Raw genomic sequence first — 26943 nt, 5'->3', positions numbered from 1 at the left:
ATTGATATCTAAACGCCATCCAACTGAAAAATATGAGCTTTATACGATAAAAATACACATCCATCATCGCTAAAAGAAAATTCGTACAGATCAAATAGCACTTAAGCCACAATATGAAAAGACAAGTACTACTCAAAACCACATAGGAAACTTAAATAACTTAGTTAATACTTTGGCCGCTCTAAAAGTTCACCACCCTCCGAATCATTTCGGAACACCCACCCTGCTTTATGCACTTCCCGGCTTTATTTAATGGCCGCGACGTGTTTAAACATCTGGTGACTTATTGCACTTTTCTTACTCACACTGGACATCAAACATGTTGAATAAAATTGTTGCTGCTTCACTGTTCGCCTTAACAATGGGTTCAACGGTTGCCCATGCAGCCGGCGAGGCCAGCAGCCTGATCAATATCAAAGCGACCATCCCGACCAAAATGTTCTACGTCCTGCCCAACGACCCTGAGTTCGGCAAGGATGAAACCCTGCATTACAACCCGATCACGGGCGCCTTGAGCAGCTTGAAACAGCCGTTCAATGTCAAAAACACTGACGGTTCGATTCACGCCTATATCGAAGGAGGCCCGGCCAGCCTGTTTAACGGCAACCCCACCCAGAACATCGCGCTAGCGACCAGCTTCAATGGCGTGACACTGACGGCTACACCTCAAGAAGTGGTAAGCGATGCGGCCTCGACACCAGGGACCCGGGCTGATCTGGTCATCACCCCCGCCGCGCTCGATGAGGAACACGTCGGCGACTACACGGCGTCGTACACCGTGATTTTCGACAACGTACCCCGCGTCGTCACGCCATAACCCGTCGCCCTGCTGGCATGAACCCTTCAATCATGCCTGGCGCCCGGAGCCTCTCCGGGCGCTGCGGGGCGCTTAAACGGCCTGCAATCAGAGAAACTCGTGAATGTTACCGATGACTCCCATCGCGGCAGCGCTTGCCTTGATTTTCGGCAGCTGCGCGTTTGCTGCTACCGCGGCATCCAGCACCACGCCACGTAGCCTGCTGGCCCAGGCCAAGGGCTTGCCTGCCGATTTCGAAGAACACCTGTTTGATGTCCCACTGGCTGTTCAGGTGGAGCGCGATCAACAACGGGTGGGTGAAGCGATGATCGTCCTGACCCGCGATGATCGACTGACCCTGCTTGAATTCACCGACCACGAAGGCAGTCAACTGTCGCTCGACGAGCTTGACACCTGGGCCACTTACCTCAAACAAGGTGTGCCATTGGGCACTTGCACGGGCGAGTGCCCGGAGCAATTACTGGCCGTGCATTACGACCTGGAGAACTCACGGCTCTCACTGCTGACTGAAAACGCGGAACGCGAAAACCAGATCAGCCAGTACTACGAACTCCCCGCGCAGGGTAGCCGGGGGCTGATCATGCGTAACCAGCTCAACCTCAGTGGTGGCCAGGAAGAAGACCTCGGCGGGCGTTTCTCGCTGCAAGCCAGCAGCAGCCTGGGCAATTGGACCCAGGGCTTGAACCTGCAACTCTCCCGCCAAGGCGGGCCTGACGACAGCACGCTCTACCACGCTGTTTATGAAGCGTTTACGCAACGCGAGCTGGAAGGCAGTTTTTTACGCTTGGGCTATTTCACCCCGACCGCCGAGGGTTTGACCCGGCAGATCCGCACTTTTGGCGCCAACCCCGACACCGCACTGGGGGTGATGTACGGCAGCTCCGACAGCCTGGCAATCACACAGCCCAAACCCAGTATTTATCCCGTGTACGTCACGGCCAATCGTCAGGCCACCGTGGAGATCTACCGCAATGGCCTGCTGATCAACACCCAGATGGTCAACGCCGGCTTGCAAAGCCTCGACACCCGCCCACTCCCGGGCGGCATCTATGAAGTGCAGGTGCGGCTGATCGAGGATGGGCAAATAACCAGCACCACCCCGGAACTCATCTACAAACCCAATAACTGGCGCAACCCTGACCAGCGCTGGCGGTACAACGTCTTCGCCGGGCGCGAAAGCAAACTGCTGAGTAATTGGGAGGAGCAAGCCAGCGGCGAGATGACCGCCGGGGCCTCGCTCAATTATTTGCTGCATCCCCGGGTGGTAGTGGGCGTGTCCGGCCGTCAGGTCAAACAGGACCTGCAACTGGGCACCTCGGTGGATTGGTCCATCTCCAACAACGCCAACCTGTACGCCAATGTCTATGAGACCGAAAACTATGGCACCGGCATTGACCTGAACGGTCTCTACAACTACGGCAGCGGGAGTCTGGTGTTCAGCCACACCCGCAGTTGGCTGGACACCCGCCAAACCTATGAAACCTTGCCCGACGGCACACGCATTCGGCAGCGCTCGGTGTTCATTGGCCAGACCAGCAACTCATCCCTTGCCCTGAACCACCGCCTTACCCCGAAAAGCAGCGTGAATGCCCGGTTGTCCCATAGCCAGGGTTATACCGACGGCATAGGGCTGGATCTGGGCTGGACGCAGGTCACCCACTGGTTTGGCAGCGACGGCAACTGGCGACTTTCGGTATTTGACCGTCCCGCCAGCATCAGCTCCGGTGCAGCCCGCAATCGTGGCTTTGACTTGACCTTCAGCCTGGCACTCGGCGCGCCGGGCGAGCGTTGGTCCGCCAGCGTGGGCAGCCGCACCGACCGTGACGGCGGACGCGACAACAATGCATCGCTCACCTACAGCAAGGACTTGACCGGTCACGCGTTGCAAAGTGTCTCGGCCACCGTTTCCACTGACACCTATGGGCTGGGCCTTGCCGGTCGTGCCAGCGTGCAGACCGATACGCTGAACGGGGACGGGTTTGTGCAGCGCTCGTCCTATAACGGCAACTTGACGGGCGGCCTTAACCTGGAAAGCACCTTCGCGGTCGGCGCAGGCAAAGCGGTCATGACCAGCCAGCATCAGGGACAAGGCTCAGGGATGATTGTCGACGTGGTGAGCGATGTGGAAGACATCCTGTTACGCGCTGACGACCTCAGTGGCGGCAGTACAACGTTGCGTCCCGGACGTAACTTCGTCCCCATCACCGCTTATAAAAGCAGTTCATTAAGTTTCGATTTTGAAGGCAACCACGCTCCGGCGGCCACCATTGAACCCGCGCGCAAGCGTTATCACTTGAATAAAGGGGGCGTGGACTATCAAACCCTGCAGGTCATGCAAACCGTCACAGTACTGGGCCGCCTGATCGATCAAGCGGGCAATCCGCTCAAGGGTCATCACATCATTAATCACGCCAGCCGTGGGGTCAGTGAAGTGGACGGCTTCTTTTCAATGGAGTTGAACGTCAAAGCACCGACTCTGGAAGTACGTAAAGGTAACAGTGTGCTATGTAAATTTCGCATCAACACGGATAAAACATCGTTAATTAACGATGTCGTTGAAATCGGCGACCTGCGATGTCAACCCGATACCTTGGCACAACCTGCACAGCAACATGGAATGACAGGATGAACGCTATGCCAGGGCTGATAACACACTCTACAGATTGATAAAGGGAGCCTTCATGACCACACGTATTAAACCCACCATCATGAGCTGGTTTATTTCGTTGGGCGGCTTATTGATATTTAACCAGGCGGCAGCGCTTGAGATGAGTATCTTGGCTGAATTCAAACCAGACCCGGCAAATCCCCAGCACAACACATTTGAAAACTTAACCCCCAATAACGGGGGCTATTGCGCCCATCGACCGACGGTGTGTGCCGCCAAGGGAATTAAAAGTTTAAAAATAAAAACCTATTTCAGTTCAATCAATCCAATAATTGCCAATCATACTAATCCTCGACAAGGGGCCATGGTGAGTGCCCCTTCCGAATGGCGCTCCTTAACCGTCAAGCATAACCAAACGGGCGAAGTTGAAACCCTCAGAATCAGAATCAACGGTCTCGGCTCATCGGTCAGAACGGATCCAGTGCTGACACTTGTCGAAGGTAACGCCAGTACTCTGCTGGGTGCGCACAGGGAGCTCTGGAACGGGGGACATTGGGCAAGCGCACCCGCTCCTTGCCAATCCCTTGTGGCTCCAATTTATACCAGCAATGCATTGGACTTCTTTTGGGCGATGCCAAGTCAGGGTGGCAGTTGTGGCAAGCCTCCCAGATACAATATTCCGTGGATGAGATTCAACTACATCGATTTCTCTTATGAAATAGAAACACCTAACCCGCTTGGGATGTCAACGGGTGAATACACAGGAAGCATGGCCTACACACTCGGGCCCCATCAGGACTTTGACATGGGCGATAACTTCCTGCCCGACGACCCAGCATTGACATTAAATTTCATATTAAGCGTTAAACACATTCTGAAAGTTCATATCCCCCCCGGTGGCAACAACATCGCCCTTGAACCCAAAGGAGGATGGCAACTCTGGAATTCGGGTCGTCGTCCGGAAAAACTGTTGCGCGATCAAACCTTCCTGATCGATACCAGCTCACGTTTCAAAATGCAATTGGCCTGCGAGCGAATTATTGGCGATACCTGCGGCTTGAGTAATAGCCGTCAGCATGAAGTACCTATCAATGTATCGGTGTCATTGCCCAACGGATTGCGACACGCCAATGGCGCGTCGGTTAATCGCCAGCCGTTGTTGTTGAGTGGTGCCGGAACCGAGCTATTTGAACCCACGCAATACGTGGATCGAAAACCGGGAACCTTGCACTTCGAAATAGACAAACAATACGTTGCCGAGATGTTATTCCAGGAGGGCACGTATAACGGCAGTGTCACCGTCATCTGGGATTCCGAAGTTTAAACACACAAACCGCACACTTTTTTTGAGAATAAGAACATGATGAAAACAATGACGGGAATTATGGGCGCGTGGCTTATCTCCTTGAACTGTATGGCCGGGCCAACTATCAATGTCGGGATGGTGTATGACTATCTGGACGGGGATAAAAGTACGTATTTGAAGCGCGTCTTCAACGGCGGCGACAGCACCGCTTTTGTCAGGGTGTCGATCAAGGAAATCCTCTACAAGGCCGACGGTTCCTCCGAGGAAGTGGAGGTCAAAACCCAAACAGACAAACGCGTGCGCGACGGTTTGATGTCCAGCCCCGCGCGCCTGATCGTGCCGCCCAACGGTACTCAAGGTGCGCGGCTGTTATTCATGGGTGATCGTGAGCAGGAGCGCTACTTCCGCGTGCGTTTCATCCCCGTGGTGCCCGTAAAAGAAGACGAGTTTGCGCTGTCATCCGAAGAGGCCCGTGACTATAAAAAAACCTTGTCGGCAGGCGTGAATGTATTGGCCGGCTACGGCACGGTGTTCTTTGTCAGGCCCAAAGAGACCCGCTTTGATACGCAGATTGAAAACACACCGAACCACTACCAGCTGCGTAATCAAGGCAACAGCGTAGTCGTGGTCGACGAGTTCAAGGACTGCGCGTCCAGCGACAGGCTGCACTGCAAGCCCACTACCAAAACCCACGTCTTGCCGGGGCGGACGCTGCGGTTCGACAAGCAGCCAGGACGTCATTACCGGTTCACGCTGGTGGAAGGCCGGGCGCAGAAAGTTATCGAGGTCAAAGCCTGATGTTCCAGACGCGCTTGCGGGCAATGCTGCTCACCGCGACAGCCCTGTCCTTGTGTACATCCGTGACTTATGCGGCCCGCGAAGAACACCAGTTTGATGTCAGCGTAACCATCCCGACCTTCGAGTTTTATGCCATCCCCGCGGACCCCGAGTTTGTTCTGCGCGAACAACCAATGCGCTGGAACTTGGTGAGTTCAACCCTTGAGCCCCTGCGTACGCAGTTCGATATGATCAGTTCCGCGGGCGCCATGACCGCCCGACTGGGGTATGAACCCGTCTTATCGAATGGCAACACCACCTTTGCTCTTCGGGTCACGTTCAACGAGCAGGTGTTGACGTTATTCGACAGCGTCGTGGTGTCTGCCGCCGACGCCTATAACGGCATACGGGTACCGGTACGCATCGACGCCCTGCCCCCCGCCGAGGGGTTTGAGCCAGGGGACTATTACGGCAGTGTGCAATTAATCTTCGATACCGCAGCCCCTTGATGGCATTGGGTTACAGACTTCAAACGGACTAGTCCGGGTCAGGGTGTTCGCTGTTCTGAGGCCACTTCATGCTAGCGCCTTGATCTCAAGCATTAGGATGAGGAGCCGGTATGCAGCTTGCCCTGACAGATGAGCAGCGGATGATCCAACAATCTGCCGAGCGCTTTCTGGCGCAAGTCGCCAGCTCCGCAGCCGTGCGCAGCGCCATGGCCAGTGAGCGCGGGCACGACCCGCAGACCTGGGCGCGCATCGCCCGGGAACTGTATTGGCCCGCACTGGCGATTCCTGAAAGGTACGGCGGATTGGGGCTGGGCTTTGCCGAAGTCTGTCTGCTGCAGGAACAATTGGGCCGCTGCCTGCTGCCCTCGGCGTTCTACGCCACGTGCTGCCTCGCTCTGCCAGCTTTGCTGCTGAGCCGAAACGAAGCGCTCAAATCCCGTTGGCTGCCGTTGATCGCAGCCGGCGAGGTCACTGCCAGCCTGAGCTACACCAATACGCAGCGCTGGGATGACAGCAGCATCGTGGTCTATGCCACCCCTCATAAAGATGGCTACCAACTCTGTGGCCAATACCTGAATGTGATCGACGGCGCCGACTGCGATCTGTTGATTATTGCGGCACGCACGCCGGGCAGCGTCGGGGAAGCCGGGATACGCCTGTTTGCCCTGCCTGCCGACACGCCGGGCCTGATCAGGCAAGCATTGCCCACACTGGATCAAACCCGGCGTCTGGCGAACATCACCCTGGATAACGTCGTACTCAGCGATGACCAATTACTCAGTGAGCCGGGCCAGGGCTGGGCCTTGCTGTGTCAAACCCTTCAATTTGCGTGCGTGGGGCTCGCGGCCGAACAAACGGGCGGCGCCCAACAGTCGCTGGACATGACCCTGGCCTACATCAGCGGGCGCCAGCAATTCGGGCGTAGCATTGCCAGCTTCCAGGCCATCAAACACCGCTGCGCGGACCTGATGCTCGCGGTGGAATGCGCACGTTCGGCCAGTTACTACGCCGCGTGTATCGCCGATGCCTGTCTGAACATTGATGCAGATCCCCAGGTGCGCGGGCAACTGGCTGAAGCCGCCGCCACGGCCAAAATCCACGCCAGCGAAGGTTTCTTCCAGTGCGCCAGCGAGTCGATTCAATTGCATGGCGGTGTGGGGTTTACCTGGGAGTACGACCCGCATTTGTACTTCAAGCGTGCGCGCGCCAGTGAACAACTGTGGGGCGCGCCCGCGTTTCATCGCGAGCAATTGGCCAGACAGATCTTCGGGGAGCAGGCATGAATATTGGCTTCAGCGCGAAAGACGAACAGTTTCGTCAACACGTGGCGCAGTGGATGCAACAGCACCTGAGCGGTGAATTCAGCACCCTGCGTTTTCGCGGCGGGCCGGGCGATGAAGATTTTGCCCCGCTGTTACGTAAACGCTGGGAACAAGAGCTGGCCAAAGGCAGCTGGATAGGCGCCGGCTGGGCCACCGAACACGGCGGCCAGGGGTTGAGCATCAATCAGCAGGTGATTTTTTACGAAGAGTACGCACGCGCTGGTGGCCCGGGACGCATGGGGCATATCGGCGAAGGCCTGGTGGGCCCGACGTTGGCGGCCTTCGGCACGGCGCACCAACAACAGCGGTTTTTACCGCCGATTCTGGCCGGTCAACAGTTTTGGTGTCAGGGGTATTCCGAACCCGGTGCGGGTTCCGATCTGGCCAACATCACCACCCGCGCCAGCTTCGACACGCAACGCAATGAATGGTTGATCAGCGGGCAAAAGGTCTGGACCTCACTGGCCCATGAAGCCGACTGGTGTTTTGTGCTGGCGCGAACCGAACCCGCGAGCAAGGGCCATCACGGGCTGTCCTTTTTGTTGGTGCCCATGGCCCAGTCCGGGATCACGGTGCAGCCCATCAAGCAATTGACCGGCACCAGTGAGTTCAATGAAGTGTTTTTCGACCAGGCGCGCACCTGTGCAAGCAACCTGATCGGTCAGCCCGGCGAAGGCTGGAAAATCGCCATGGCGCTGCTGGGGTTCGAACGTGGTGTCTCCACCCTGGGCCAGCAGATGCAGTTTCAGAATGAACTGGACGAGGTGGTGCGCATTGCCAAAGCCAATGGCGCGGCGCAAGACCCGGTGCTGCGCCAGCGCATTGCGCACGCCTGGAGCGGCTTGCGCGTGTTGCGCTACAACTCGTTGCGCATGTTGTCCGGCCCACAGGACGGGAGCCTGCGGCCCGAGGCGACGATCTACAAACTGGCGTGGTCCACCTGGCACCTCGAACTGGGCAAGCTGGCCATGGACGTGCTGGGGCCACAGGCCGAGCTGCTGGCGGGCGCGCCTTATGAACTGACACGCCTGCAATCGTTGTTTTTGTTCACCCGCGCCGACACGATCTACGGCGGCAGCAACGAGATTCAGCGCAATATCATTGCCGAGCGCGCCCTCGGGATGCCCAGGGAGCGGCGCTGGACCTGATCGTCAGGCCGCGTCCTGCAGCCGGGCCAGTTCACGACGCACCATGCTTGCGTAGGCTGCCGGGCGCAACGTGTACAACTGCCCGGCGACCCACGTAAGCCACCCCTTGCCCATCTGGGGCTGGCAGGCCAACAGCTCGATCGCCTTGGCGGTCGCCTGTTCCTGATGCTGGCGATGAAACTCGCCGCGTGAGCCTGTCACTCTTTACTGGCCTTGAAGGTCAACTCACCTTTGCGCCACTTGGCCGCTTTGGCAGTGACCGCCTTCAGGGTTTTGCTTAGGCCGGTGGCCAGTTGTTCATGGGCGGCGAACACCAGCATCACCCGCTGACCTTCCTTGAACACAATTCCTTCGCCTTGCGGCGTGGTGACATAGGCATAGTCGCCAATGCCATAAATCGTCATTTTGATCTCGCGGAACTTGAGTTCGAACTTCCCGCCTTCACGGCTGGCAAGTACCGCCGCACTGAAATGATCCCCCACCTTTAACTTCAAGCCAGGCTTGTCATCGACGACCAATGCCGCGTCGGTATCGATTTCGGCCATGTAGGTGTCTTCAGCCGTCTGCTCGGTGACATACACAAAACGGGATTGAAACAATTTGACCAGACGCGCTCGCAGGTCACCCAACACAAATAACGCGTGCATCTCCAGATTGCTGACTGCCAACGAAAAACCCTCGAAAAATGAAGTAAGACTGCCAAAACAAAAACAGGCAGCCGATAGCAAGCCTTGACTTGCCGGTTGTGAAATCTGCGTTCGACAAAACCTTCTGAAGCCGTGGCTCAGAAGTGACTGCAAGCAATCAACGTGATGGATTCCCGCCCTGACACCACGAACCAGCGGTATCGGCGCTTATGCAGCGTCGGTACGCACTCGAACGATGAAACGGACTAGTGCACTTAGGGGGGAAACCTGCTTTTAAAGACGTAATGTCTGACGCAGCGTTTTTAAAAAAAACCTTACAAATAGACAAACGCCAACGGCTGGAGTTTACGTGCGTGCCCAGCCTCGATCCGAACAACTTTTTGCTAGAACCATTCAATCAAAGGAAGTCGTTCCATGGACAGATCAGATTTTCATCCGTCATCCGCCAATGGGCTCCAGAACGTGGCTGATCCCGTTGACGGGGCGCCATTCTACCGGCTCAACACCGACTTTGGGTATACACAATCCCGCCACTATCAAGTGATACCGATCAGCCACGGCTTTTTTCATGTACGAGAAGCCCACACAGGCCAGATCAGGGGCTTTCGGTGCTCGCATTACGAAGCCTGTGCGCTGGCAAGCCAGTTAGAGAAAATACAGCCCGATTTCAGCCCGCCCGCCCCTCTGTGACGGCAGCGCTTTCGTCAGTTGGATGACTTAACTGCGCCACTGCCCGCCAACAACTGCCATACTCGCGCAACAATCGACCCGGCCCATGCCGCCGGGTTGACCCGGCTCCATTACCTCCAAGGGAAAGTGACACGTGACGGAATTTGATATTGGCGAATTTTTTATCCGCGGTGAAGCCAGAGAAGTCGATGGCGAGTTTCAGGCAGTGATTGTCATGCGTGCCAAACCCCCTCTCAAAACCATCACCTATCATCAGGTCGAGAAAGACCGTTGGTTCAAAACCGCCGATGTGGCTGAAGTCGCTGGCAAAGAAGCCGCCAAAGCCCTGAAAGAAGCCGTGGATGCGGGTGCCCTGAACGCCTGAATCCTGGCCTTTCGCTCAAGAAACGCAGCGCCAGGCCGATAGCCGGGTGAGTCTCTGTCAAGGGCATCACTGATGATTAACGTCACTATCGCCACTCACCTTGCGGCCCCTCGGGCAGCGCGCCTGAACGACGCCGTGACACCTGCCGCGAAACCTGGGCGGTTTGAGCTCGTGTTGCGGGCAGACACCGATGCGGCGCAAGCCGCTGACGACACGCCGGTAGAAACCTTGCAAAAACGCATCAAGCTGCTGAAAAAACGCCTTGAACAGCTTCAGCAGCACCTGCGCCAGGCCAATGCTCGGATGGCCGCCGTCAAAGCCGGGCGCTATCGCAATGATGAAGCTCGCACAGCCGCCATCATGAAGGCGAAAAGCCAGGTGGTCGCGCTCAACAGTGCGGTCTCTGTCGCCCTCAGTTCACTTTTCGAGGCCGAAAAAGCCTTGATCGGCAGCGTTAACCTCTCCATTTGACACCATGGTCTACAGTGCTACACGCACATTGAATCGAACTCTGAGGGTTCTACGGCCTCAGATACCCTGTACTCACTTAGACGCTTCTGGAGATGAACATGGACGAGACACCTGTCACGCTGGAAAACCTCTTCAACCAACTTGGCCTGGATTCAGATGAAACCGCCATGGAGCAATTCATTGCAGACCATTTTCTGGCTGAAGACGTGAAGCTGGTTGAGGCCCCCTTCTGGTCACCGGCGCAAGCGAGTTTTCTGAAAGAAAAGCTGCTTGAAGACGGCCCTTGGGCACTCGTGGTAGACGAACTGAATGTCCGCCTGCACGAATCGCCTCACGCCTGAAGGCGCATTGCCACGGGGTTGGCGCTCAACTGCGCCAACCAGGCGCTCTGGCACTCTTGCGCTTCTGCGCGCGTTGAAAACGCGGTCCCGCGCTGTTCTCCATTGACCAGCACCACCCAGCAGGCCTTTTGTCCCGCTTCGCGCATGCCCTTGGGAACACCGCTTCCAATCATTACGGCGATATCAACTTGATTACGCATGATGGCCACTCCACCTAGTTAATTAGTCTCCTAACGATGTGGGCCATCTTAGTGACAAAAGGACGCAGGAAAAAGCTATGCCACGCATAGCTCAATTGCATGAACGGTAACAATACCGCCCTGTTGTCAGGCCAAGGACGGGAGGCGTTGATCGTAAACCAGCCGAGCGCCCTCCTGCGGGAGGTTGAAAAACGCTTTATCCAGCGCACCAAGCCCCTCGCCAATCGCGGCATTCCAGTTCGCGGACTGATGAATGTAACGCTGTCGCAGTAGCCGTTCTTCCTCGCTTGTCAGCGCAATACGCCCGCTGGACCATTGCTCTTGAATTTTGTCCGCAATGGGCAGCAACTCTTCCGGCAAACGAATCTCGGGCCTGTCTGAAAGGGCCATAAAAGGCACACCGTGCTCAATGGCCAGCGCGTGCATGACCCGTAAATACACCCGTGACAAATGCCCATCCACACGCCGCTGCATGTAAATGGCTGCCTGCACGCGCTGCAGCGGATCTCGGCGCGTGCCTTGCTGATGCGATGCCGTGCGGATTTCCAGCAAGGCCGCCGGGTCACGCTCGTCCAGCAAGTCTTTGGCCTGCCAAAACGGCAACTGTGCCTCCGTGGTCTTCCACGCGCGGGTCAGCATGGGGGCAGTCCCCGGGCTGACCAGGTTTGTCTCCCAGCGCGTGAGAAACACTTGCTCCAGCATGTACGGCGCATAGCCGCCGCCCACATCTGCATGCGCGCCCGGAACGGCGACGTCCATCGGCCACTGCGGCGCAATTCGAGTGAGGGCAAAGTTGCGCCGCAGCTCATCCCGCGCGCTCATTTGCACCACCTGACGCGCACTGTCCGGGCCCAGATACAGATTAAGACCCGGATTCACGTCATCGCTGATATCGCCCAAATCCACCAAGCCGCCCATCGCCGCGACCGTGTCAAACAGCCCGATAAAATTGATTTCGCAGTTAAACCCCGGCGCCAGCGCCAACCGGGTGTCGAACCGGGTGGCCTGCACTTCATTGGCAAAATGCCGCGCAGCCGCCGCACCGCGACTGAAACCGAAAATATCCAGCTCCAGGCGCTGCAAAGCACGGGACGGTAAAGCCTTCACGGCCTCCAGCAGGCAGTGCAGCAAACGCGCGTGGGCCTCTTGCGCCTTGCCCACCACCCCGGTACTGCCGCGGCCGTACGTCTGCGCCGGAAAGCGCGTATCGGCCTGACCGGTCGTGGTTCCGATTCCGCTGATATAGAGCGACGTGACCCTGCGCCCATCCGTCTCAAAGGCGGACTGCACGGGGTAGTGCTGATGAAGAAGGACGATATTGGTGGGCACACTGCCGTAACTGCTGGCGGCGTCTATCATCAAGCCTTGCGCCAGACGCGCCTGCCCCGATTCGCTGTTGTACTGGTTATTGGCCGTTCCATCAAAAAAGACACCGACCCGCAACACGCCTCCTGTGTTGCTGGAATTGCTCATCACGCCTTTGCCCCTCTTATAAGTCGTCCTCACGCACAGTGCGCGAGCCAATATAAGGGTGCAAAAAGTCGCCAGCCAGCTCAATGTGGGCCGGGTGTGAACGCAGGTGTCACAAGAAGATGCCGAATACCAGCCAGAACGGCGGCTTGGCCAAAAGCGCTACCGGGGCCGCTTTGCGCGGCCCGGCAACGTCAGGATCAGGCCTGACGCTGATGCTTGTCGATTTGCTCGTGACGCTCTTGAGCTTCGATGCAGTATTTGGTGGTCGGGCTGATCAACAGGCGCTTGAGGCCAATGGCGTCACCGCTGTCGTCACACCAGCCAAAGCTGTCGTCCTTGATGCGCTCCAGCGCTTGTTCCAGCTGAGGCAGCATGCGCTGGTCACGGTCAATCGCGTTGACCAGCCAGGTACGCTCTTCTTCAACCGAAGCGGCGTCTGCAGGGTCGGCCGGGGTGTCCAGGCTCTCGATCGCGATGCGATTCTGCTCAATCCGCTCGTGGGTTTCGACCTTCATGTTTTGCAACAGCTCAGTGAAAAAAGCATGTTGCTCGGCATTCATGTAGTCATCCGCCGGCATGGCCAGCAACTTATCCTTTGTCATTGATTTCTCTATAAAAAATACGTGCATTAAGGCGAATTAGGGAGCGTCCTGACCGATCTTCATCCCAACCAGTTAGGTGCTATCTATTTCAAGCGCCACCCGGCACTCAATTTACGAGGGGCGGCAGTCTACGGCCGAGTTATCGACTCAGCAACTGAAATGACAGCTATTTGTCCAGCAAAACCTGGAAAAAGACGAAAAACCTGTCCCGCAGGGCCTAATGGAGTACGCGGATGGCAGGAAATTCCATGCAAACACTGAAATCGCCCCCTTTTAATGCACGAAAAACCTGAGCATCAGGGGCGTTATCGCCACCGATGCTCAGGTTTTTTAGGCCGATGTGATCGGAAAAAGTTACACCGCCCTGTCAGCGTTTGAGTTTGCGCTTGTTGCGGTACTGGTCGATCACCACCGCCACCACGATGATCAGGCCCTTGATGATGTCCTGAATGTAGGCATCGACCCCCACAAAGGTGAAGCCGCTGGCCATGACGCCCAGGATCAGCGCGCCAATCACCGTGCCGGTAATCCGCCCCACGCCCCCGGCCAGGCTGGTGCCGCCAATCACCGCCGCGGCAATGGCGTCCAGCTCGTAGGACATGCCCATGCCCGCCTGCCCCGTGGCCGCCCTTGCCGATGCCACGACTCCGGCCAGGCCTGCCAGCAACCCGGCAATGCTGTAGACGATAATCAAGTGACGCTTGACGTTGATCCCCGAGGTCCGCGCCGCCTGCATGTTGCCACCGATGGCATAGGTGTATTTGCCGTATTTGGTGTAACGCAGGGCAATGTGGAAGATCAGCGCCACCATCAGAAAGATGATCACCGGCATGGCGCCATGGCCGATGGCCGTGTAGGAATCAGACAGCATGCTGACCGGTTGGCCTTCGGTGTAATAACGCGCCAGCCCACGGGCAGACACCATCATGCCCAGCGTTGCGATAAAGGGCGGTATGCCGGTGATGGCGATGATGCTGCCGTTGATGGCACCGGCCAGCAGCCCGACCCCAAGCCCCGCGACCACCGGAATCCAGACCGGCAAGTCGGTCAGTGACGGGAACACGGCCCGGCTGAAATCCGAGGTTTGCGCCAGGCTCGCGGCCACCATGGCCGACAAGGCCAGCACCGACCCCGAAGACAGGTCGATCCCTGTGGTGATGATGACCTGGGTGACGCCAATCGCCAGCAAACCGATCACCGACACTTGCAGAATCATCAGCACCAGGCGCTGGGAGTTCATCAAAAAGCTCTGGTCACGCACGATCCAGCCGAACAGTTCGAACACCAGCCCGATGCCGATCAGCACCAGAAAGATGCTCAATTCGGTCGGAAAACGACGCCGGGATTTACTGGGTGCCATGGCGGGTTTGTTATCCGTTATTGCGTTCATGGACATGTGCCCTCTCACTCTGCGGAGCTACCGGCGCAGTCGCCGCCGGCGCCCTGAAATGGTTAATGAATCGCCGTGATGCCCGAGGCCAGTTGCATGACCCGTTCCTGGGTGGCGTCGGCGCGATCGAGGGTGCCCATCTGCTCGCCTTCATGCATGACCATGACCCGGTCGCTCATGCCCAGCACTTCAGGCAGCTCCGAAGAAATCATGATCACCGCCATGCCCTCACTGGCGAGGAATGAAATCAGCCGGTAAATCTCGACTTTGGCCCCCACATCAATGCCGCGGGTCGGTTCATCGAGGATCAACAGCCGCGGGTTGGTCATCAACCAGCGTGCCAGCAGGGCTTTTTGCTGGTTCCCCCCCGACAGGGTGTCGATGCATTGCTCCAGCGACGGGGTTTTGACCCGCAGCTTTTTACACATGTCCTCGCACAATGCGCGCAAGGCTTTTTGCTGGATAAAACCGTTGTCGGCGTATTGCGGCAGGATCGCCATTTCCATGTTTTCCAGCACCGACAGGCAAGGAAACAGCCCCGTCAACTTGCGGTCTTCGGTCAACAGCGCGAAGCCCTTCTCAATCGCCAGATTGGGGCTGGTGATGCGCACCGCCTGACCGTCGAGCTGAACCTCGCCGCCATCGCACGGGGTGATGCCAAACAGGGTTTCGGCGATGTTGGTGCGGCCCGACCCCATGAGCCCGGCAATGCCAAGGATTTCCCCGGCATGCAGGTCGAACGACACCCCGTGAAACACGCCGTCCAGGCGCAAGTCACGAACCGAGAGCAGCAATTGCCCGAGCGGGTTTTCCCGCACCGGGAACAACTGCGTCAGCTCACGGCCCACCATCATCGAAATCAGGCTGTCGCTGTCCATGCTGTCGGCGCGTTGCAGACCGATGTACGCACCGTCACGAAACACCGCCACTTCATCCGCGATGGCAAACACTTCATTCATTTTGTGGGTGATGTAAATGATGCCTTTGCCCTGCGCCTTGAGGTCGGCAATGATCGAAAACAGGTGGTCGACCTCTTTGTCGGTAATGGCCGAGGTCGGCTCATCCATGATCAGGATGTCCGAGTCATAGGAGACCGCCTTGGCGATTTCAACCATCTGGCGCTCGGCAATGCTCAGGTGGCCGACCAGTTCCTGCGGATCAAGATTGATGCGCAAGCGCTCCAGCAGTTGCGCGGTGCAGCGGTACATTTCGCGGTGATCGATCATGCGCAGGCTGTTGAGCTGTTCGCGACCCATCCAGATGTTCTCGGCGATGCTCATGTGCGGCATCAGGTTGAGTTCCTGATGAATCATCGCGATCCCGGCCTGCAAGGCCGCCAGCGGCCCATTAAAGGCGACGGGTTGGCCACGCAACCGCAACTGCCCCGCGTCGGGCTGGTAGATACCGGCGATGATTTTCATCAGCGTGGACTTGCCCGCGCCGTTCTCCCCCATCAGCGCCAGCACGGTGCCCGCTCGCACGCGCAACTGCACGTCATCCAGGGCAACCACACCAGGGAAGCCCTTGCTGACATTCACCACTTCCAACAGGTAGGGCGCCTCCGCCGAGGTGGCCGGGGCGGCAGTCGCCACGGCCGGGGTCCTTGAAACAGTCGCTGACGCGAGCATAGCCAGTACTCCTCAGGTGCCCCGGTGTGGGCCGGGACTGCGGACAAGGTTGAGCCTCGCCGCTTATTGTTGTTGTGGGGGTGAATGGACGACTACTTTTTATACGTGCTGACGTTGTCTTGGGTAATCAGCTGGAACGGCACCCAGACCGCCTGCTCGTAAGGCGCTTTGTTGATCATCTTCAGCGCCGTCTCGACCGAGCCGTTGGCCTGCCCGGCGGCGTCCTGGAACACCGAAAGGGTTAAATCGCCCTTCTCGACCGCCCGCACACCGTCTTCAGTACCGTCGACACCCGTAATCAACACCTTGCCTTTTGCGATGCCAGCCTGCTTGAGCGCCATCGCGGCGCCAATGGCCATTTCGTCGTTGTTGGACACCACGGCATCGAACTCACGGCCCTGGGTGATCCAGTCATTGGTCAGGGTCATGGCCTTGTCCCGCAGCCAGATGCCGGTTTGCTCCTGATCGACCTTGATGCCGGGGTACTGGGCCAGTACTGCTTTCACGCCCTTGGTGCGGTTGGTGGTGGAGTTATTGGCCAGATCACCGAGCAGGATCACGATGTTCCCCTTGCCACCCATTTTGTCGGCCAGGTACTGCATCTGCATGCGCCCGGCCTCCAGGTCATCGGAGGCCACTGTGGCCACGCCCTGCGGCAGATCGGTTTGGTCCGGGCGGCGGTTGACGTAGATCAACGGGATGCCCGCGGCGACCGCCGCTTTGGTAATACGGTCGGTGGATGCGGTATCCACCGGGTTGACGATGATCGCGTCGACCTTTTGGCTGATAAAGTTTTCGACTTGGCTCAGTTGCTTGACTACGTCGGCGCGGGCGTCTTCAAACTGCAATTTGACGCCTTCGGGGTAGGTCTTGGCTTTGTCGTTCATCGACTCGCGCAGGTACGTCAGGTAGGTGTCATCGAACTGGGACATGCTCACGCCAATGTTGACATCGGCCATGGCCGCGCCGCTGGCGAACAGGATCGAGAGCGCAAGGGAAGCGATTCGTAAGCTGGGTTTCATTTGGGGCAGTCTCCACATTCTTGTTGGTTTTATAGATGCGGTACTTGGTGACACTGTGCTGAAATCGACTCTATTGGAAAATAATTTCCATATCAATCGATTTTAGAATTTATTGCATTCTATTTTCTATTTTCATCATGGGCCAACGTCACGACCTCACCCCGCTGCGCACTCAGCCGCGCCGCATCCAGCACCTCAAGCGCCTGCACAGCCGCTTGCGGCAACACCGGCACAGGCCCTCGCCCCTCAACGGCGGCGATCATTTGCCGGTAAAACTGGTCCCAGCCGCCATGCTCGCTCGGCACTCGCTCGCGGTCTTCGCCCTGTTCAAACCAGCCCCAGCGCCGATGCTCTTCGGCCCCCCAATCCTCGCCACAGGTTGTGGGGGAGCGGCCTGCGAGCAGCGCCGCTTCCTGCCCGTCCAGCCCCTCAACGCTGTAGCAACCAGAGGTGCCGCTGACCCGAAAGCGCGGGCGCGGGCTGTTTTGCAGCACGCTGGCGCCCAGGTGGGACAGCACGCCGTTGCGGTGAGTCAACGCCATGAAGAAGGTGTGGTCCAGGTGCGGGGCTTGGGGGCTGCACGCCCTCTCGGCGTACACCGACACCACCGGGCCGAACAGTTGCAGCGCCTGATCCACTTGATGACTGCCCAGATCGCGCAGCAGACCGCCGCCGCTGGCATTGCCCACTGACGCAGGGGTAAACCGTTCAATGAACGATTCAAACCGCGTGACCGCTCCTAACGCACCGGCCTCGATCAGCTTGCGCACGGTCAGGAAATCCGAATCCCAGCGCCGATTCTGATACACACTCAGCAACACGTTGTGACGCTGCGCCGCTGCCACCAGGTGTTGCGCTTGCTGCACGTCAGCGGCGAAGGGTTTTTCACTCACCACGGCAAGCCCCAGCTCGATGGCTTGCATCACCTGCTCAGGCCGACCGTCCAGCGGCGTGGCGATCACCAACAGGTCAACCCCGGCCTCAGCCAACTGCCCCAGGCTGTCATAGACCGGCACGCGGGGGTACGCGCTGGCCAGGTGCTGGCGACGCTCAGCCGAACGCGTGACCACGCCGACCAACGTCACCCCCGGCAGGCTGGTGATCAACGGCGCATGAAAAAAACGACCTGCATGGCCAAATCCAACCAGTCCGATGCGCATGGGAACACTCCTTGACAGGCCTGTGGCCGAGGTCCAGGCGCGTGAGGTGGCGTCTGTTGAACCGCTCGCAGCCTCACGCTGCCCAGGGGCGACCACGGCGTTGAGATCAGCCGTAAAAGGCCGGACGTGGCGGCAGTTCAACGTTGACAATCGCACCGCTCTGTTGCGCCTGGATGCAGGCATCGGCTGCCACCGCTGCGGCAAAGCCGTCCCATGCCGAAGGACCGCTCACCTGCCCGGCGCGCACGCCGTCAATGAAGGCTTGCAGCTCCACGTCGTAAGCGGCGATGAAGCGGTCTTTCCAATCCATCAGAATCGCGTTCGACAGTTTGGCCTCGCTGCGCAGTTGCACGTGCGACGGCTCGGGCAGTTTGGCAATACCGGTTTCGCCCACCACTTCGCACTGAATGTCGTAGCCGTACTGGCAGTTCACAAACACTTCCACATCGATGCGCGTGCCCTTGGCGGTTTCGAGCAGCACCACTTGCGGGTCCCGCAGGTGCGCCAGCGCTTTGCTGGTTTTGCGCGGGAAGACCACTTGCACCGACACATAATCGTCGTCGAGCAACCAGCGCAGCACGTCCAGTTCGTGGATCAAGGTGTCGGTGATGGCCATGTCGGTTGTGTAGTGCTCACCCACCCGCGGGTTACGGTGAGCGCAGTGAAGCATCAGCGGTTCGCCGATCTGCCCGCTGTCGATGACGGCCTTGAGCGCCTGATAACCGGCGTCGTACGGGCGCATGAAGCCGACCTGCACCAACCGGTGGCCATGGGCAATTTCCGCGTCGACGATGTTGCGGCAACCGGCAGCCGTGACCGCCAGTGGCTTTTCGCAAAACACCGGTTTGCCGGCGCGGATGGCCGCCAGCACGTACTCTTCGTGGCTCGGCCCCCAGGACGTCACCAGCACGGCCTCGACATCAGCCGCCTGAATCAGCGCGTGCGCGTCCGGGTACACCTCGGCACTTAAGCCCAGTTCGGCAACCACCTGCGCCGCCTGTTGCTGATTGATGTCCGTGACCGCCACCACCTGACTGCCAAGCAGGGTCTGGCTGCAACGACGAATATGATCACGGCCAATCGCGCCCGTCCCGATCACGCCCAACTTCAAGGCTTGAGTGTTCAACGACATGTGCAGACTCCTGGTCAATGTAATAAGAGAGCGTTGCAATCAGTACTGCCGCACGCGGGCGAGCTGACGGTTGAGGTGTTTCGCGGCGTCGGCCGTGCGGGCGCTGGTAGACACTTGTGCCACGCCCACGCGCCACCACGACAGGTAGCCGTGGATCATGGTCTTAGGAAGCACTTTGATATCAATGAGGGTGGACACGGTTTGCCGACGCGCATCGGCCAGCGCGGCGTGGAGTTGCTCAACGGTGGTCACCCGGTAGGTCTTGCAGCCATAAGCCGCTGCACTCATGGCGAAGTCCACCGGCACCAGGCCACCGTCCAGCTTGCCCGTTTCAGGGTTGCGGAAGCGGAACTCGGTGCCGAAGCTGTCCATGCCGTTGCCCATCTGCAAGTTGTTAATGCAGCCGAACGCCATGTTGTCGAGAAGCACCACGTTGATTTTCTGGCGCTCCTGAATCGAGGTGGCCAACTCGGAGTGCAGCATCATGTAGGAACCATCGCCCACCAACGCGTAGACCTCGCGCGCCGGTTCGGCCAGCTTGACCCCCAACGCTGCGTTCACTTCATAGCCCATGCACGAATAGCCGTACTCCACGTGATAGGTGTTCACGCCCTTGCTGCGCCAGGCCCGTTGCAGATCGCCGGGCAGGCTGCCAGCGGCCGCGACGATCACGGCCGTGTCATCAAGGCTGTGATTGAGTACGCCCAGCACCTGGCTTTGGGTCAGGCACGACCCTGTCAGCTCGATAAACTCGCGCAGCACCGCCGGGTCCATGTGGTCGCTGATTTCGGGGGTGAAATCCGGTTGTTGATAATTGGCCTCAAACACACGGTCCACCTCGGCCTCCAACTGCGCCCTGGCCTGATGCGGCGCCTCGCCCCATTGCGCATGGTAGCCGCTGGCCGCCAGGCACTCACTCAGCCCTTCCAGCCCCGCGAGGGCATCGGCAATCAATTGCACGCCATCGAGCTTGAGCGCATCGCAGGGGCTAACGTTGAGGTTGAGAAATTCAACCTCCGGGTGCTGAAACAACGATTTGGAGGACGTGGTGAAATCGGTATAGCGTGTGCCGATGCCGATAATCAGGTCAGCCTGCGGCGCCAGCAGGTTGGCGGCCAGGCACCCGGTTTCGCCGATGCCGCCCATGTTCAGCGGGTGCGCCGATACGATGGCGCTTTTGCCGGCCTGGGTTTCTGCGAACGGTATCCCGAAGCGCTCGGCAAACGCTTGCAACGCGGCACTCGCCCCCGCGTACTTGACGCCACCGCCGCAGATGATCAGCGGCGTGCGCTTGCGCCGCAGGATCGCCTGCGCATCGGCCAGCATCGCTGCGGTCGGCAGGCGTCGGTCGATGCGGTGCACGCGTTTTTGCAGAAAGTAATCCGGGTAATCGTAGGCCTCGGCCTGAACGTCCTGCGGCAGGGCCAGGGTTACGGCCCCGGTTTCGGCAGGATCGGTGAGCACACGCATCGCGTGAATGGCGGCGCTCATCAATTGTTCCGGGCGGTTGATGCGGTCCCAGTATTTGCTCACGGCTTTAAAGGCATCGTTGGTGCTGATGCTCAAGTCATGGAACTGCTCGATCTGTTGCAAGACCGGGTCGGGCTGACGACTGGCGTACACATCCCCCGGCAGCAGCAACAGCGGGATACGGTTGGCGGTGGCCGTCGCGGCAGCGGTCAGCATGTTGGCCGCGCCGGGGCCCACCGAGGCAGTGCAGGCGTAGATCTTGCGCCGCCGGTGTTGCTTGGCAAAACCGATGGCGGCGTGGGCCATGCCCTGTTCGTTGCGCCCTTGATGCACCAGCAAGCTGCCGCTGTCCTGTTCCAGCGCCTGCCCGAGCCCCAGCACATTGCCGTGGCCAAAAATCGTGAACACCCCGGCCACAAATTTGCTCTGGACCCCGTCCACCTCGACGTATTGGTTATCGAGAAACTTCACCAGCGCCTGGGCCATGGTCAGTCGTGTCGTCGTCATGTCTGCACCCTTGAACTTGCACAGCCGCTGCGGCAACCGCAGGGCTGTGACCGATGATTATTTGGCGGTTGGCATGCTGAATTCGGGGCCTTTGGCGATGCTGTCCGGCCAGCGCTGCATCACGCTTTTGTAGCGACTGTAGAAGCGGATGCCTTCTTCGCCGTAGGCATGGTGATCGCCAAACAGCGAGCGCTTCCAGCCACCGAAGGAGTGCCAGGCCATGGGCACTGGAATCGGCACATTGATCCCCACCATGCCGACCTTGATCGTGCGCGCAAACGCCCGCGCCACGCCGCCATCGCTGGTAAAGCAGGACACGCCGTTGCCAAACTCATGCGCATTGATCAACGCCACCGCACTGGCGAAATCCGGCACGCGGACAATCCCCAGTACCGGGCCAAAGATTTCCTGCCGGTAAATGCTCATCTCGGGCGTGACCCGGTCGAACAGCGTGGCGCCGACAAAGAAGCCCTGCTCGGCCCCCGGCACCTTGAGCGCACGACCATCGACGATCAGCTGTGCGCCCTGGGCCACGCCCTGATCGATAAACCCGATCACCTTGGCCCGGTGCTCCGCCGTCACCAGCGGGCCCATTTCGCTGTCGGGCTGCGCGCCATTGCCGACTTTGAGGCGGTCGATGCGCGGCAGCAGTTTTTCAATCAACTGATCGGCCACCTCCCCCACCGCCACGGCAATTGAAATCGCCATGCAGCGCTCTCCGGCCGAGCCGTATGCCGCGCCCATCAGGGCGTCCGCCGCCTGATCGAGGTCGGCGTCCGGCATCACGATCATGTGATTTTTAGCCCCGCCCAGCGCCTGCACCCGTTTGCCCCGCGCAGTGCCATGCTGGTAGATGTACTCGGCAATGGGGGTGGAGCCGACAAAGGAGATGGCTTCAACGTCCGGGTGTTGTAACAGCGCATCCACTGCGCGCTTGTCGCCTTGCACCACGTTGAAAACACCGTCGGGCAGGCCCGCTTCGGTCAGCAGCCGCGCCATCAACAGGCTGGCGGACGGATCACGCTCCGAGGGCTTGAGGATGAAGCAGTTACCGGTCACCAACGCCAGTGGAATCATCCACAGCGGCACCATCACCGGGAAGTTGAACGGCGTGACGCCCGCACACACCCCCAGCGGCTGGCGCAGGTTCCAGTTGTCGATACCGCCGCCAATGTTGTCGCTGAAATCGGTTTTCAGCAGCGTTGGCGCCCCGCAGGCGTACTCGACGATTTCGATCCCGCGCGTGACTTCACCCTTGGCATCGGCGAACACTTTGCCGTGTTCGCGGCAAATGATGTGCGTCAGTTCGTCGTGGTGCTCATCCAGCAATTGCTTGAACTTGAACATGACCCGGGCGCGGCGCAGAGACGACTGCTCCGACCACGCCGGGAACGCCTTGAGGGCTGAGGCGACAGCGTCATCGACGGTGCGCTGGCTTGCCAGGGCGACGCGGGCCTGCACGCTGCCTGTCGCCGGGTTAAAGACATCACTGAAATGTTCGCCACCTGAGTCCTGAACGTGGCCGTCAAGGTAGTGGCCAATCACCGGGGTCGTGCTCATGCGGTTTGTTCTCCGAAAAGTTAAAGGTCCATCAGCCAGCTGTGCTGCGGGTCGTTGTGGAAGTGCCAGACCCGCTTGGGCCCTGCCATCACGTTCAGGTAATACGACTCGTAGCCATAGGGCACGCTGACCGGGTGATAGCCCTTGGGCACCACCACCAGATCGCCGTTTTCCACCGCCATGGCCTGATCGAGGCTGCGATCGTCGGTGTAGACCCGCTGGAACACGAAGCCCTGCGGCGGGTTGACCTGGTGGTAATAGGTTTCTTCAAGAAAGCTCTGGTGCGGCAAGTCATCGGTGTCGTGCTTGTGCGGCGGGTAGCTGGAGGAATGCCCGGACGGCGTGCGCACCTCCACCACCAGCAGCGAATGGGCAGGTTCGGTGTCCGGCAGGATGTCGCACACGTAGCGGGTGTTGGCGCCCTTGCCGCGTACGCTGCGTTTCATGCCCTGCGGGGCAATCAGTCGCGGACCGAGCCCGGCATCGCTGGCACCGGGGGCGGCGCAGACGGCGATATGCACGTCGTTCAGCGCCTGCACCTGCGCCTGACTGGCGGGCGGCAAATACACCGCAAAGGGCGATTTGTCCTCGAACACCGACTGACGATCGCCGATAGCCTCCCAATTGAAAACGCCGTGCCCTGGCGCTTCGCCTGAAACATTGGCCAGCCCGCTGAGCAACACCAGGCATAGCTCTTGCTGCCCGGCCTGCACCGGCAAGGTCTCGCCCGCTTGCAGCCGATAGGCGCTGAACCCCACGTACTCCAGCGCGCCCGTGGGCAGTTGCACAAGGGGCTGGCCCGTGTGCTGGCGTTTAATCAGTAAATTCATGCCCGCGCCCTCTCATCGAGCAGCGCGCGCAAGGTTTGATAGCCTTTTTGCGCGTAAGCAAAACTCGGCGCCACGGCCGGGTCCTGTTCGGCTTCTACCACCAACCAGCCGTGGTAGTCGGCGGCCAGCAGGACGTCCAGCAACTCGCCAAAATCAATGTCGCCGTCCCCCGGCACGGTGAAAGTGCCGTTGATGATGCAATCGGGAAAGCTCCAGAGGTGGTTGCGGGCCAGTTGCACCACGGGCTTGCGCACGTCCTTGAAATGCACGTGGCAGACGCGATCAATGTGTTTGCGCAGCACCTGGACCGGTTCACCGCCGCCCATGTAGCAATGCCCGGCATCGAACAGCAGGCCGACTTCAGGCCCGGTCAGGCGCATCAGGGTGTCGATGTCCGAAGGCGACTCAACGTACGCGCCCATGTGGTGGTGGTACGCCAGGCGAATACCCTGCGACAGGGTGAAACGCGCCAGTTCATCGAGCTTCTCGGCGTATTGCTGCCAGGCGCGTTCACTGTGAAAACGCGGGCGCTCAATCAAAGGGATACGCTGGCCCTGAATCGAGTCAGCGACCTCGCCATACACCAGCACCTTGGCGCCATTTTGCGCCAGCAGCTGCACGTGGCTGGCAATGGCGTCGATCTCCTCGGCCGCCGAGCGGTGCGCCAGGCGGCCGGAGTACCAGCCCGAGACCAGCGCCAGCGTGTAAGGGCGCAGGACATCGCCCACGCCCTTGGCGTCCTTGGGGAATTTGCCGTTGAGTTCAAACCCTTCATAACCGATCTGCTTGCCTTCACTCAGCGCGGTGCTGAGCGGCGTTTCGCCACCCAGCGAGGGCAAATCGTCGTTGCTCCATGAAATCGGATTGATGCCAATACGGATAGCGGGCATGGCTGCACCTATTATTGTTTTGAATGGGTTGCGCGGCGTGACCGGCGAATCAGGGACGGGCCGTTAGCCAGGCGTCGATCAATTGCACAAAGGTGCCTTGCACCCGCTCGATCAGCGTCGCGTCGTCGATTTCACCGGCCAGCCAGGCACGGGCCGGTTCCTGGAAAATCGTGCGCCCCACCGCAAAACCGCGGCACGTGGTGCTGCGCGCCGCCTGGCGAAAGCCGTCGGCCAGCGCACTGGCAGGCGCGTTCAAGCCCAGCAGGACAACACCGCGGCAGTACGGGTCACGTTCTTCGATCAAGGCATCCAGTTGCTGCCAGACCTCGGCCGGTTGCGCTTCGATCTTCCACCACGCCGGGTAAATGCCCAGGTTGTACAAACGTTTGATGGCGCGATAGAGCACATCCGGGTAGGTCGAGGGGTGATCCTTGGGCGGGATGATTTCCAGTAGCAGTTCATGGCCGCTGGCCAGCGACGCCTGGTACAACCCCTTGATTTGCGCTTCCTGTTCCAGACGCAGCAACGGCTCATCGTCGGGATGAAATTGCACCAGGCATTTGATGATGTGTTCGTGCGGCCAAGCGATCAGGTTGCTGCCCACCGAACGACCGTGTTCAAACGCCAGCGGCCGCGACCCCTGCACTTCCACCGGGCGGGCGACCCACCAGCCGCGACCGGTGGCGGCATTCAGCGCGTCCTGGCCGAAACGCTGATCGGCCAGCAGGCCCACATCGGCGTCGATGCCCTGACGCTGCAAATCGGTTTCAACGCGCTCGACCGCCCGGATGAACAGCTGTTTCAAGGTGCAAATACGGCTCGGGTCGCGGCCATGCTGCTGCGCGATTTCCAGCAGTTGCCAGCGATGATCGAAAGCAAACACAAACAGCTGTTTCCACTGTTTGCGCGGCACGCTGACGTGGTGCAGGCGTTGCAGCGCGACGTCCTGATCCGGTCGGGTAACAGGCACCGGGCTGTTGAACAGGTAGTCGAGTTCTGCCCGGGTGGGCATGGCCGGGGCGCAGGCATGCCGTGAGACCACCAGCGCACCGCACGCGTTGGCCAACTGGCAGCAACGCTCATCGCTGGCGTCTTCGAGCCAGCCACTGAGAAAGCCCGACATAAAGGCATCCCCCGCCCCCAGCACGTTAAGCACTTGCACACGCACGCCGGGGTAAATGGCGCCGTCTTGCAGACGGGCCGGAATGTCGCCATGGATCACGGTGCAGCCCAGCGGGCCCAGTTTGACCACCAGGGTGGCGTCGGTCAGCGAGCGCACTGTGCGCAGTGCTGCCAGTAAATCCGTGCCGCCACCCGCGATCAAAAATTCTTCTTCGGTGCCGACGATCAAGTCAAAACGCGGCAGGATCGATTGCACATGGGCGCTGACTGCCTCGTCAGCGACAAAGCGCGTCTCCCCGTCCGCTTTGCCTGCCAGGCCCCACAGCACCGGACGATAGTCGATGTCCAGCACCCGTTTGACGTTGTGCTGCTCGGCGTAATCCAGGGCCTGAAGACTGGCCTGGTACACGCCTTCGGTGGAAAAGTGCGTCCCGGTAATCAGCAGCGCCTTGCTCGACGCAATAAAGGCCGGGTCGATGTCTTCGGCACGCAGCGCCATGTCGGCGCAGTTTTCGCGGTAGAACACCAGAGGAAAGGTTTCGCGGTCTTTGAGGCCCAGCAGCACCAGCGCCGTCAAACGCTGCGGGTCGACCTTCACGGCGCTGACGTCACAGCCTTCACGCGCCAGCGACTCCAGCAGGAAGCGCCCCATGTGATCGTCACCCACCCGGCTGAGCATGGCCGAACGCACACCGAGGCGCGCTGTGCCGAACGCAATATTGGCTGAGGAGCCACCCAGGTATTTGGCAAAGCTACTGACGTCTTCCAGCCGCGCCCCGACTTGCTGCGCGTAAAGGTCGACACCCATGCGGCCCAGGCAAATGACATCCAAATCGCGGCCTGTGGCAAAACGAGTCTGTCCCATGGTGGCTCCTGTTATTTTTATCAGCCTGTGCTCATCACCCTCAGGGCCCGAGCACTCAATGTGGGATGAAGACTAAAACGTCCCGGCGCAAC

The 26943-nt window shown here is 59.3% G+C and carries 26 protein-coding genes; 10 read left to right on the top strand and 16 right to left on the bottom strand.

Annotated features, from left to right (window positions below):
* The first annotated feature begins 319 nt into the window (after window positions 1-319).
* The 7 genes from V6F78_RS02540 to V6F78_RS02510 all read left to right on the top strand — a co-directional run bounded on the left by V6F78_RS02540 (window position 320) and on the right by V6F78_RS02510 (window position 8487).
* Entirely contained in the window at window positions 320-817 is a 498-nt protein-coding gene (locus V6F78_RS02540) for a CS1 type fimbrial major subunit (protein ID WP_047291388.1), read from the top strand.
* 103 nt (window positions 818-920) lie between these two features.
* Window positions 921-3446, top strand: a complete 2526-nt coding sequence (locus V6F78_RS02535; protein WP_332726566.1) for a TcfC E-set like domain-containing protein — start codon at window positions 921-923, stop codon at window positions 3444-3446.
* 52 nt (window positions 3447-3498) lie between these two features.
* Window positions 3499-4749, top strand: coding sequence for a hypothetical protein (locus V6F78_RS02530; RefSeq protein ID WP_080963735.1), 1251 nt, complete (start codon window positions 3499-3501; stop codon window positions 4747-4749).
* A 39-nt stretch (window positions 4750-4788) separates the two neighbouring features.
* Window positions 4789-5529, top strand: a complete 741-nt coding sequence (locus V6F78_RS02525; protein ID WP_332726842.1) for a molecular chaperone — start codon at window positions 4789-4791, stop codon at window positions 5527-5529.
* A complete protein-coding gene (locus V6F78_RS02520) occupies window positions 5529-6017 on the top strand; it encodes a hypothetical protein (RefSeq protein ID WP_047291385.1) in 489 nt (162 codons plus the stop codon). The genes V6F78_RS02525 and V6F78_RS02520 overlap by 1 nt, the downstream gene beginning before the upstream one ends.
* A 110-nt stretch (window positions 6018-6127) precedes the next feature.
* Window positions 6128-7300, top strand: coding sequence for an acyl-CoA dehydrogenase family protein (locus V6F78_RS02515; protein WP_048376074.1), 1173 nt, complete (start codon window positions 6128-6130; stop codon window positions 7298-7300).
* Window positions 7297-8487 (top strand): acyl-CoA dehydrogenase family protein, encoded by a 1191-nt coding sequence (locus V6F78_RS02510; RefSeq protein WP_332726565.1) that lies wholly within the window; start codon window positions 7297-7299, stop codon window positions 8485-8487. The genes V6F78_RS02515 and V6F78_RS02510 overlap by 4 nt, the downstream gene beginning before the upstream one ends.
* 3 nt (window positions 8488-8490) lie before the next feature.
* Here the strand turns inward: V6F78_RS02510 and V6F78_RS02505 are convergent, their stop codons facing one another.
* The 3 genes from V6F78_RS02505 to V6F78_RS02495 form a co-directional block, all read right to left on the bottom strand.
* Complete coding sequence (locus V6F78_RS02505; protein ID WP_047291379.1) at window positions 8491-8688, bottom strand: hypothetical protein; 198 nt, start codon at window positions 8686-8688, stop codon at window positions 8491-8493.
* A complete protein-coding gene (locus tag V6F78_RS02500) occupies window positions 8685-9155 on the bottom strand; it encodes a hypothetical protein (RefSeq protein ID WP_047291377.1) in 471 nt (156 codons plus the stop codon). Before V6F78_RS02500 ends, V6F78_RS02505 begins: the two co-directional genes overlap by 4 nt.
* 417 nt (window positions 9156-9572) lie before the next feature.
* A complete protein-coding gene (locus tag V6F78_RS02495; RefSeq protein WP_139048366.1) occupies window positions 9573-9752 on the bottom strand; it encodes a hypothetical protein in 180 nt (59 codons plus the stop codon).
* Window positions 9753-9957: 205 nt separating this feature from the next.
* Here V6F78_RS02495 and V6F78_RS02490 point away from each other — a divergent pair, with 205 nt between their 5' ends.
* From V6F78_RS02490 to V6F78_RS02480, 3 genes are all read left to right on the top strand, one after another.
* Window positions 9958-10188, top strand: a complete 231-nt coding sequence (locus V6F78_RS02490) for a hypothetical protein (protein WP_047274826.1) — start codon at window positions 9958-9960, stop codon at window positions 10186-10188.
* Window positions 10189-10260: 72 nt separating this feature from the next.
* Window positions 10261-10659 (top strand): hypothetical protein, encoded by a 399-nt coding sequence (locus tag V6F78_RS02485; RefSeq protein ID WP_047291376.1) that lies wholly within the window; start codon window positions 10261-10263, stop codon window positions 10657-10659.
* Between the two features lie 98 nt (window positions 10660-10757).
* Window positions 10758-11000: a DUF2789 domain-containing protein gene (locus tag V6F78_RS02480; protein ID WP_047291374.1), complete on the top strand. Its 243-nt coding sequence runs from the start codon at window positions 10758-10760 to the stop codon at window positions 10998-11000.
* Here V6F78_RS02480 and V6F78_RS02475 read toward each other — a convergent pair.
* The 13 genes from V6F78_RS02475 to V6F78_RS02415 all read right to left on the bottom strand — a co-directional run bounded on the left by V6F78_RS02475 (window position 10991) and on the right by V6F78_RS02415 (window position 26851).
* Window positions 10991-11200, bottom strand: coding sequence for a hypothetical protein (locus tag V6F78_RS02475; protein WP_047274830.1), 210 nt, complete (start codon window positions 11198-11200; stop codon window positions 10991-10993). The genes V6F78_RS02480 and V6F78_RS02475 overlap by 10 nt on opposite strands.
* Window positions 11201-11326: 126 nt before the next feature.
* Entirely contained in the window at window positions 11327-12673 is a 1347-nt protein-coding gene (locus tag V6F78_RS02470) for a phospholipase effector Tle1 domain-containing protein (RefSeq protein ID WP_047291372.1), read from the bottom strand.
* A 197-nt stretch (window positions 12674-12870) separates the two neighbouring features.
* Window positions 12871-13275: a TraR/DksA family transcriptional regulator gene (locus tag V6F78_RS02465; RefSeq protein WP_047274833.1), complete on the bottom strand. Its 405-nt coding sequence runs from the start codon at window positions 13273-13275 to the stop codon at window positions 12871-12873.
* A 367-nt stretch (window positions 13276-13642) separates the two neighbouring features.
* Window positions 13643-14665 (bottom strand): ABC transporter permease, encoded by a 1023-nt coding sequence (locus V6F78_RS02460; protein ID WP_094990842.1) that lies wholly within the window; start codon window positions 14663-14665, stop codon window positions 13643-13645.
* 62 nt (window positions 14666-14727) lie between these two features.
* Complete coding sequence (locus tag V6F78_RS02455) at window positions 14728-16293, bottom strand: sugar ABC transporter ATP-binding protein (RefSeq protein WP_048376080.1); 1566 nt, start codon at window positions 16291-16293, stop codon at window positions 14728-14730.
* A gap of 92 nt (window positions 16294-16385) precedes the next feature.
* Window positions 16386-17315, bottom strand: a complete 930-nt coding sequence (locus tag V6F78_RS02450) for a sugar ABC transporter substrate-binding protein (protein ID WP_332726564.1) — start codon at window positions 17313-17315, stop codon at window positions 16386-16388.
* Window positions 17316-17434: 119 nt separating this feature from the next.
* On the bottom strand, window positions 17435-18475 hold the full coding sequence (locus V6F78_RS02445) for a Gfo/Idh/MocA family protein (RefSeq protein ID WP_332726563.1): 1041 nt from the start codon (window positions 18473-18475) through the stop codon (window positions 17435-17437).
* 106 nt (window positions 18476-18581) lie between these two features.
* Window positions 18582-19607 (bottom strand): Gfo/Idh/MocA family protein, encoded by a 1026-nt coding sequence (locus V6F78_RS02440; protein WP_047291366.1) that lies wholly within the window; start codon window positions 19605-19607, stop codon window positions 18582-18584.
* Window positions 19608-19646: 39 nt separating this feature from the next.
* Complete coding sequence (gene iolD, locus V6F78_RS02435; protein ID WP_094990817.1) at window positions 19647-21584, bottom strand: 3D-(3,5/4)-trihydroxycyclohexane-1,2-dione acylhydrolase (decyclizing); 1938 nt, start codon at window positions 21582-21584, stop codon at window positions 19647-19649.
* A 57-nt stretch (window positions 21585-21641) separates the two neighbouring features.
* Window positions 21642-23144 carry a CoA-acylating methylmalonate-semialdehyde dehydrogenase gene (locus tag V6F78_RS02430; RefSeq protein ID WP_332726561.1) on the bottom strand — a complete coding sequence of 501 codons (1503 nt, stop codon included), beginning with the start codon at window positions 23142-23144 and terminating at the stop codon, window positions 21642-21644.
* 20 nt (window positions 23145-23164) lie between these two features.
* Window positions 23165-23974, bottom strand: coding sequence for a 5-deoxy-glucuronate isomerase (gene iolB, locus V6F78_RS02425; RefSeq protein WP_047277177.1), 810 nt, complete (start codon window positions 23972-23974; stop codon window positions 23165-23167).
* Window positions 23971-24864: a myo-inosose-2 dehydratase gene (iolE, locus tag V6F78_RS02420; RefSeq protein WP_047291358.1), complete on the bottom strand. Its 894-nt coding sequence runs from the start codon at window positions 24862-24864 to the stop codon at window positions 23971-23973. The genes iolB and iolE overlap by 4 nt, the downstream gene beginning before the upstream one ends.
* A 49-nt stretch (window positions 24865-24913) precedes the next feature.
* On the bottom strand, window positions 24914-26851 hold the full coding sequence (locus V6F78_RS02415) for a bifunctional 5-dehydro-2-deoxygluconokinase/5-dehydro-2-deoxyphosphogluconate aldolase (protein ID WP_095008324.1): 1938 nt from the start codon (window positions 26849-26851) through the stop codon (window positions 24914-24916).
* Between the last annotated feature and the right edge of the window lie 92 nt (window positions 26852-26943).

The sequence above is a fragment of the Pseudomonas sp. ESBL9 genome (assembly GCF_036668715.1).
In the GTDB taxonomy this organism is placed as follows: Bacteria; Pseudomonadota; Gammaproteobacteria; order Pseudomonadales; family Pseudomonadaceae; genus Aquipseudomonas; species Aquipseudomonas lundensis.
This window is presented reverse-complemented; position numbering and strand designations above follow the sequence as displayed.

Excerpts from the sequence above, each read along its gene's own strand:
- V6F78_RS02540 (WP_047291388.1), top strand. The coding sequence starts at position 320 with ATGTTGAATAAAATTGTTGCTGCTTCACTGTTCGCCTTAACAATGGGT.
- V6F78_RS02535 (WP_332726566.1), top strand. The coding sequence starts at position 921 with ATGTTACCGATGACTCCCATCGCGGCAGCGCTTGCCTTGATTTTCGGC.
- V6F78_RS02530 (WP_080963735.1), top strand. The coding sequence starts at position 3,499 with ATGACCACACGTATTAAACCCACCATCATGAGCTGGTTTATTTCGTTG.
- V6F78_RS02525 (WP_332726842.1), top strand. The coding sequence starts at position 4,789 with ATGAAAACAATGACGGGAATTATGGGCGCGTGGCTTATCTCCTTGAAC.
- V6F78_RS02520 (WP_047291385.1), top strand. The coding sequence starts at position 5,529 with ATGTTCCAGACGCGCTTGCGGGCAATGCTGCTCACCGCGACAGCCCTG.
- V6F78_RS02515 (WP_048376074.1), top strand. The coding sequence starts at position 6,128 with ATGCAGCTTGCCCTGACAGATGAGCAGCGGATGATCCAACAATCTGCC.
- V6F78_RS02510 (WP_332726565.1), top strand. The coding sequence starts at position 7,297 with ATGAATATTGGCTTCAGCGCGAAAGACGAACAGTTTCGTCAACACGTG.
- V6F78_RS02495 (WP_139048366.1), bottom strand. The coding sequence starts at position 9,752 with ATGCGAGCACCGAAAGCCCCTGATCTGGCCTGTGTGGGCTTCTCGTAC.
- V6F78_RS02485 (WP_047291376.1), top strand. The coding sequence starts at position 10,261 with ATGATTAACGTCACTATCGCCACTCACCTTGCGGCCCCTCGGGCAGCG.
- V6F78_RS02480 (WP_047291374.1), top strand. The coding sequence starts at position 10,758 with ATGGACGAGACACCTGTCACGCTGGAAAACCTCTTCAACCAACTTGGC.
- V6F78_RS02475 (WP_047274830.1), bottom strand. The coding sequence starts at position 11,200 with ATGCGTAATCAAGTTGATATCGCCGTAATGATTGGAAGCGGTGTTCCC.
- V6F78_RS02470 (WP_047291372.1), bottom strand. The coding sequence starts at position 12,673 with ATGAGCAATTCCAGCAACACAGGAGGCGTGTTGCGGGTCGGTGTCTTT.
- V6F78_RS02465 (WP_047274833.1), bottom strand. The coding sequence starts at position 13,275 with ATGACAAAGGATAAGTTGCTGGCCATGCCGGCGGATGACTACATGAAT.
- V6F78_RS02460 (WP_094990842.1), bottom strand. The coding sequence starts at position 14,665 with ATGAACGCAATAACGGATAACAAACCCGCCATGGCACCCAGTAAATCC.
- V6F78_RS02455 (WP_048376080.1), bottom strand. The coding sequence starts at position 16,293 with ATGCTCGCGTCAGCGACTGTTTCAAGGACCCCGGCCGTGGCGACTGCC.
- V6F78_RS02450 (WP_332726564.1), bottom strand. The coding sequence starts at position 17,315 with ATGAAACCCAGCTTACGAATCGCTTCCCTTGCGCTCTCGATCCTGTTC.
- V6F78_RS02445 (WP_332726563.1), bottom strand. The coding sequence starts at position 18,475 with ATGCGCATCGGACTGGTTGGATTTGGCCATGCAGGTCGTTTTTTTCAT.
- V6F78_RS02440 (WP_047291366.1), bottom strand. The coding sequence starts at position 19,607 with ATGTCGTTGAACACTCAAGCCTTGAAGTTGGGCGTGATCGGGACGGGC.
- iolD (WP_094990817.1), bottom strand. The coding sequence starts at position 21,584 with ATGACGACGACACGACTGACCATGGCCCAGGCGCTGGTGAAGTTTCTC.
- V6F78_RS02430 (WP_332726561.1), bottom strand. The coding sequence starts at position 23,144 with ATGAGCACGACCCCGGTGATTGGCCACTACCTTGACGGCCACGTTCAG.
- iolB (WP_047277177.1), bottom strand. The coding sequence starts at position 23,974 with ATGAATTTACTGATTAAACGCCAGCACACGGGCCAGCCCCTTGTGCAA.
- iolE (WP_047291358.1), bottom strand. The coding sequence starts at position 24,864 with ATGCCCGCTATCCGTATTGGCATCAATCCGATTTCATGGAGCAACGAC.
- V6F78_RS02415 (WP_095008324.1), bottom strand. The coding sequence starts at position 26,851 with ATGGGACAGACTCGTTTTGCCACAGGCCGCGATTTGGATGTCATTTGC.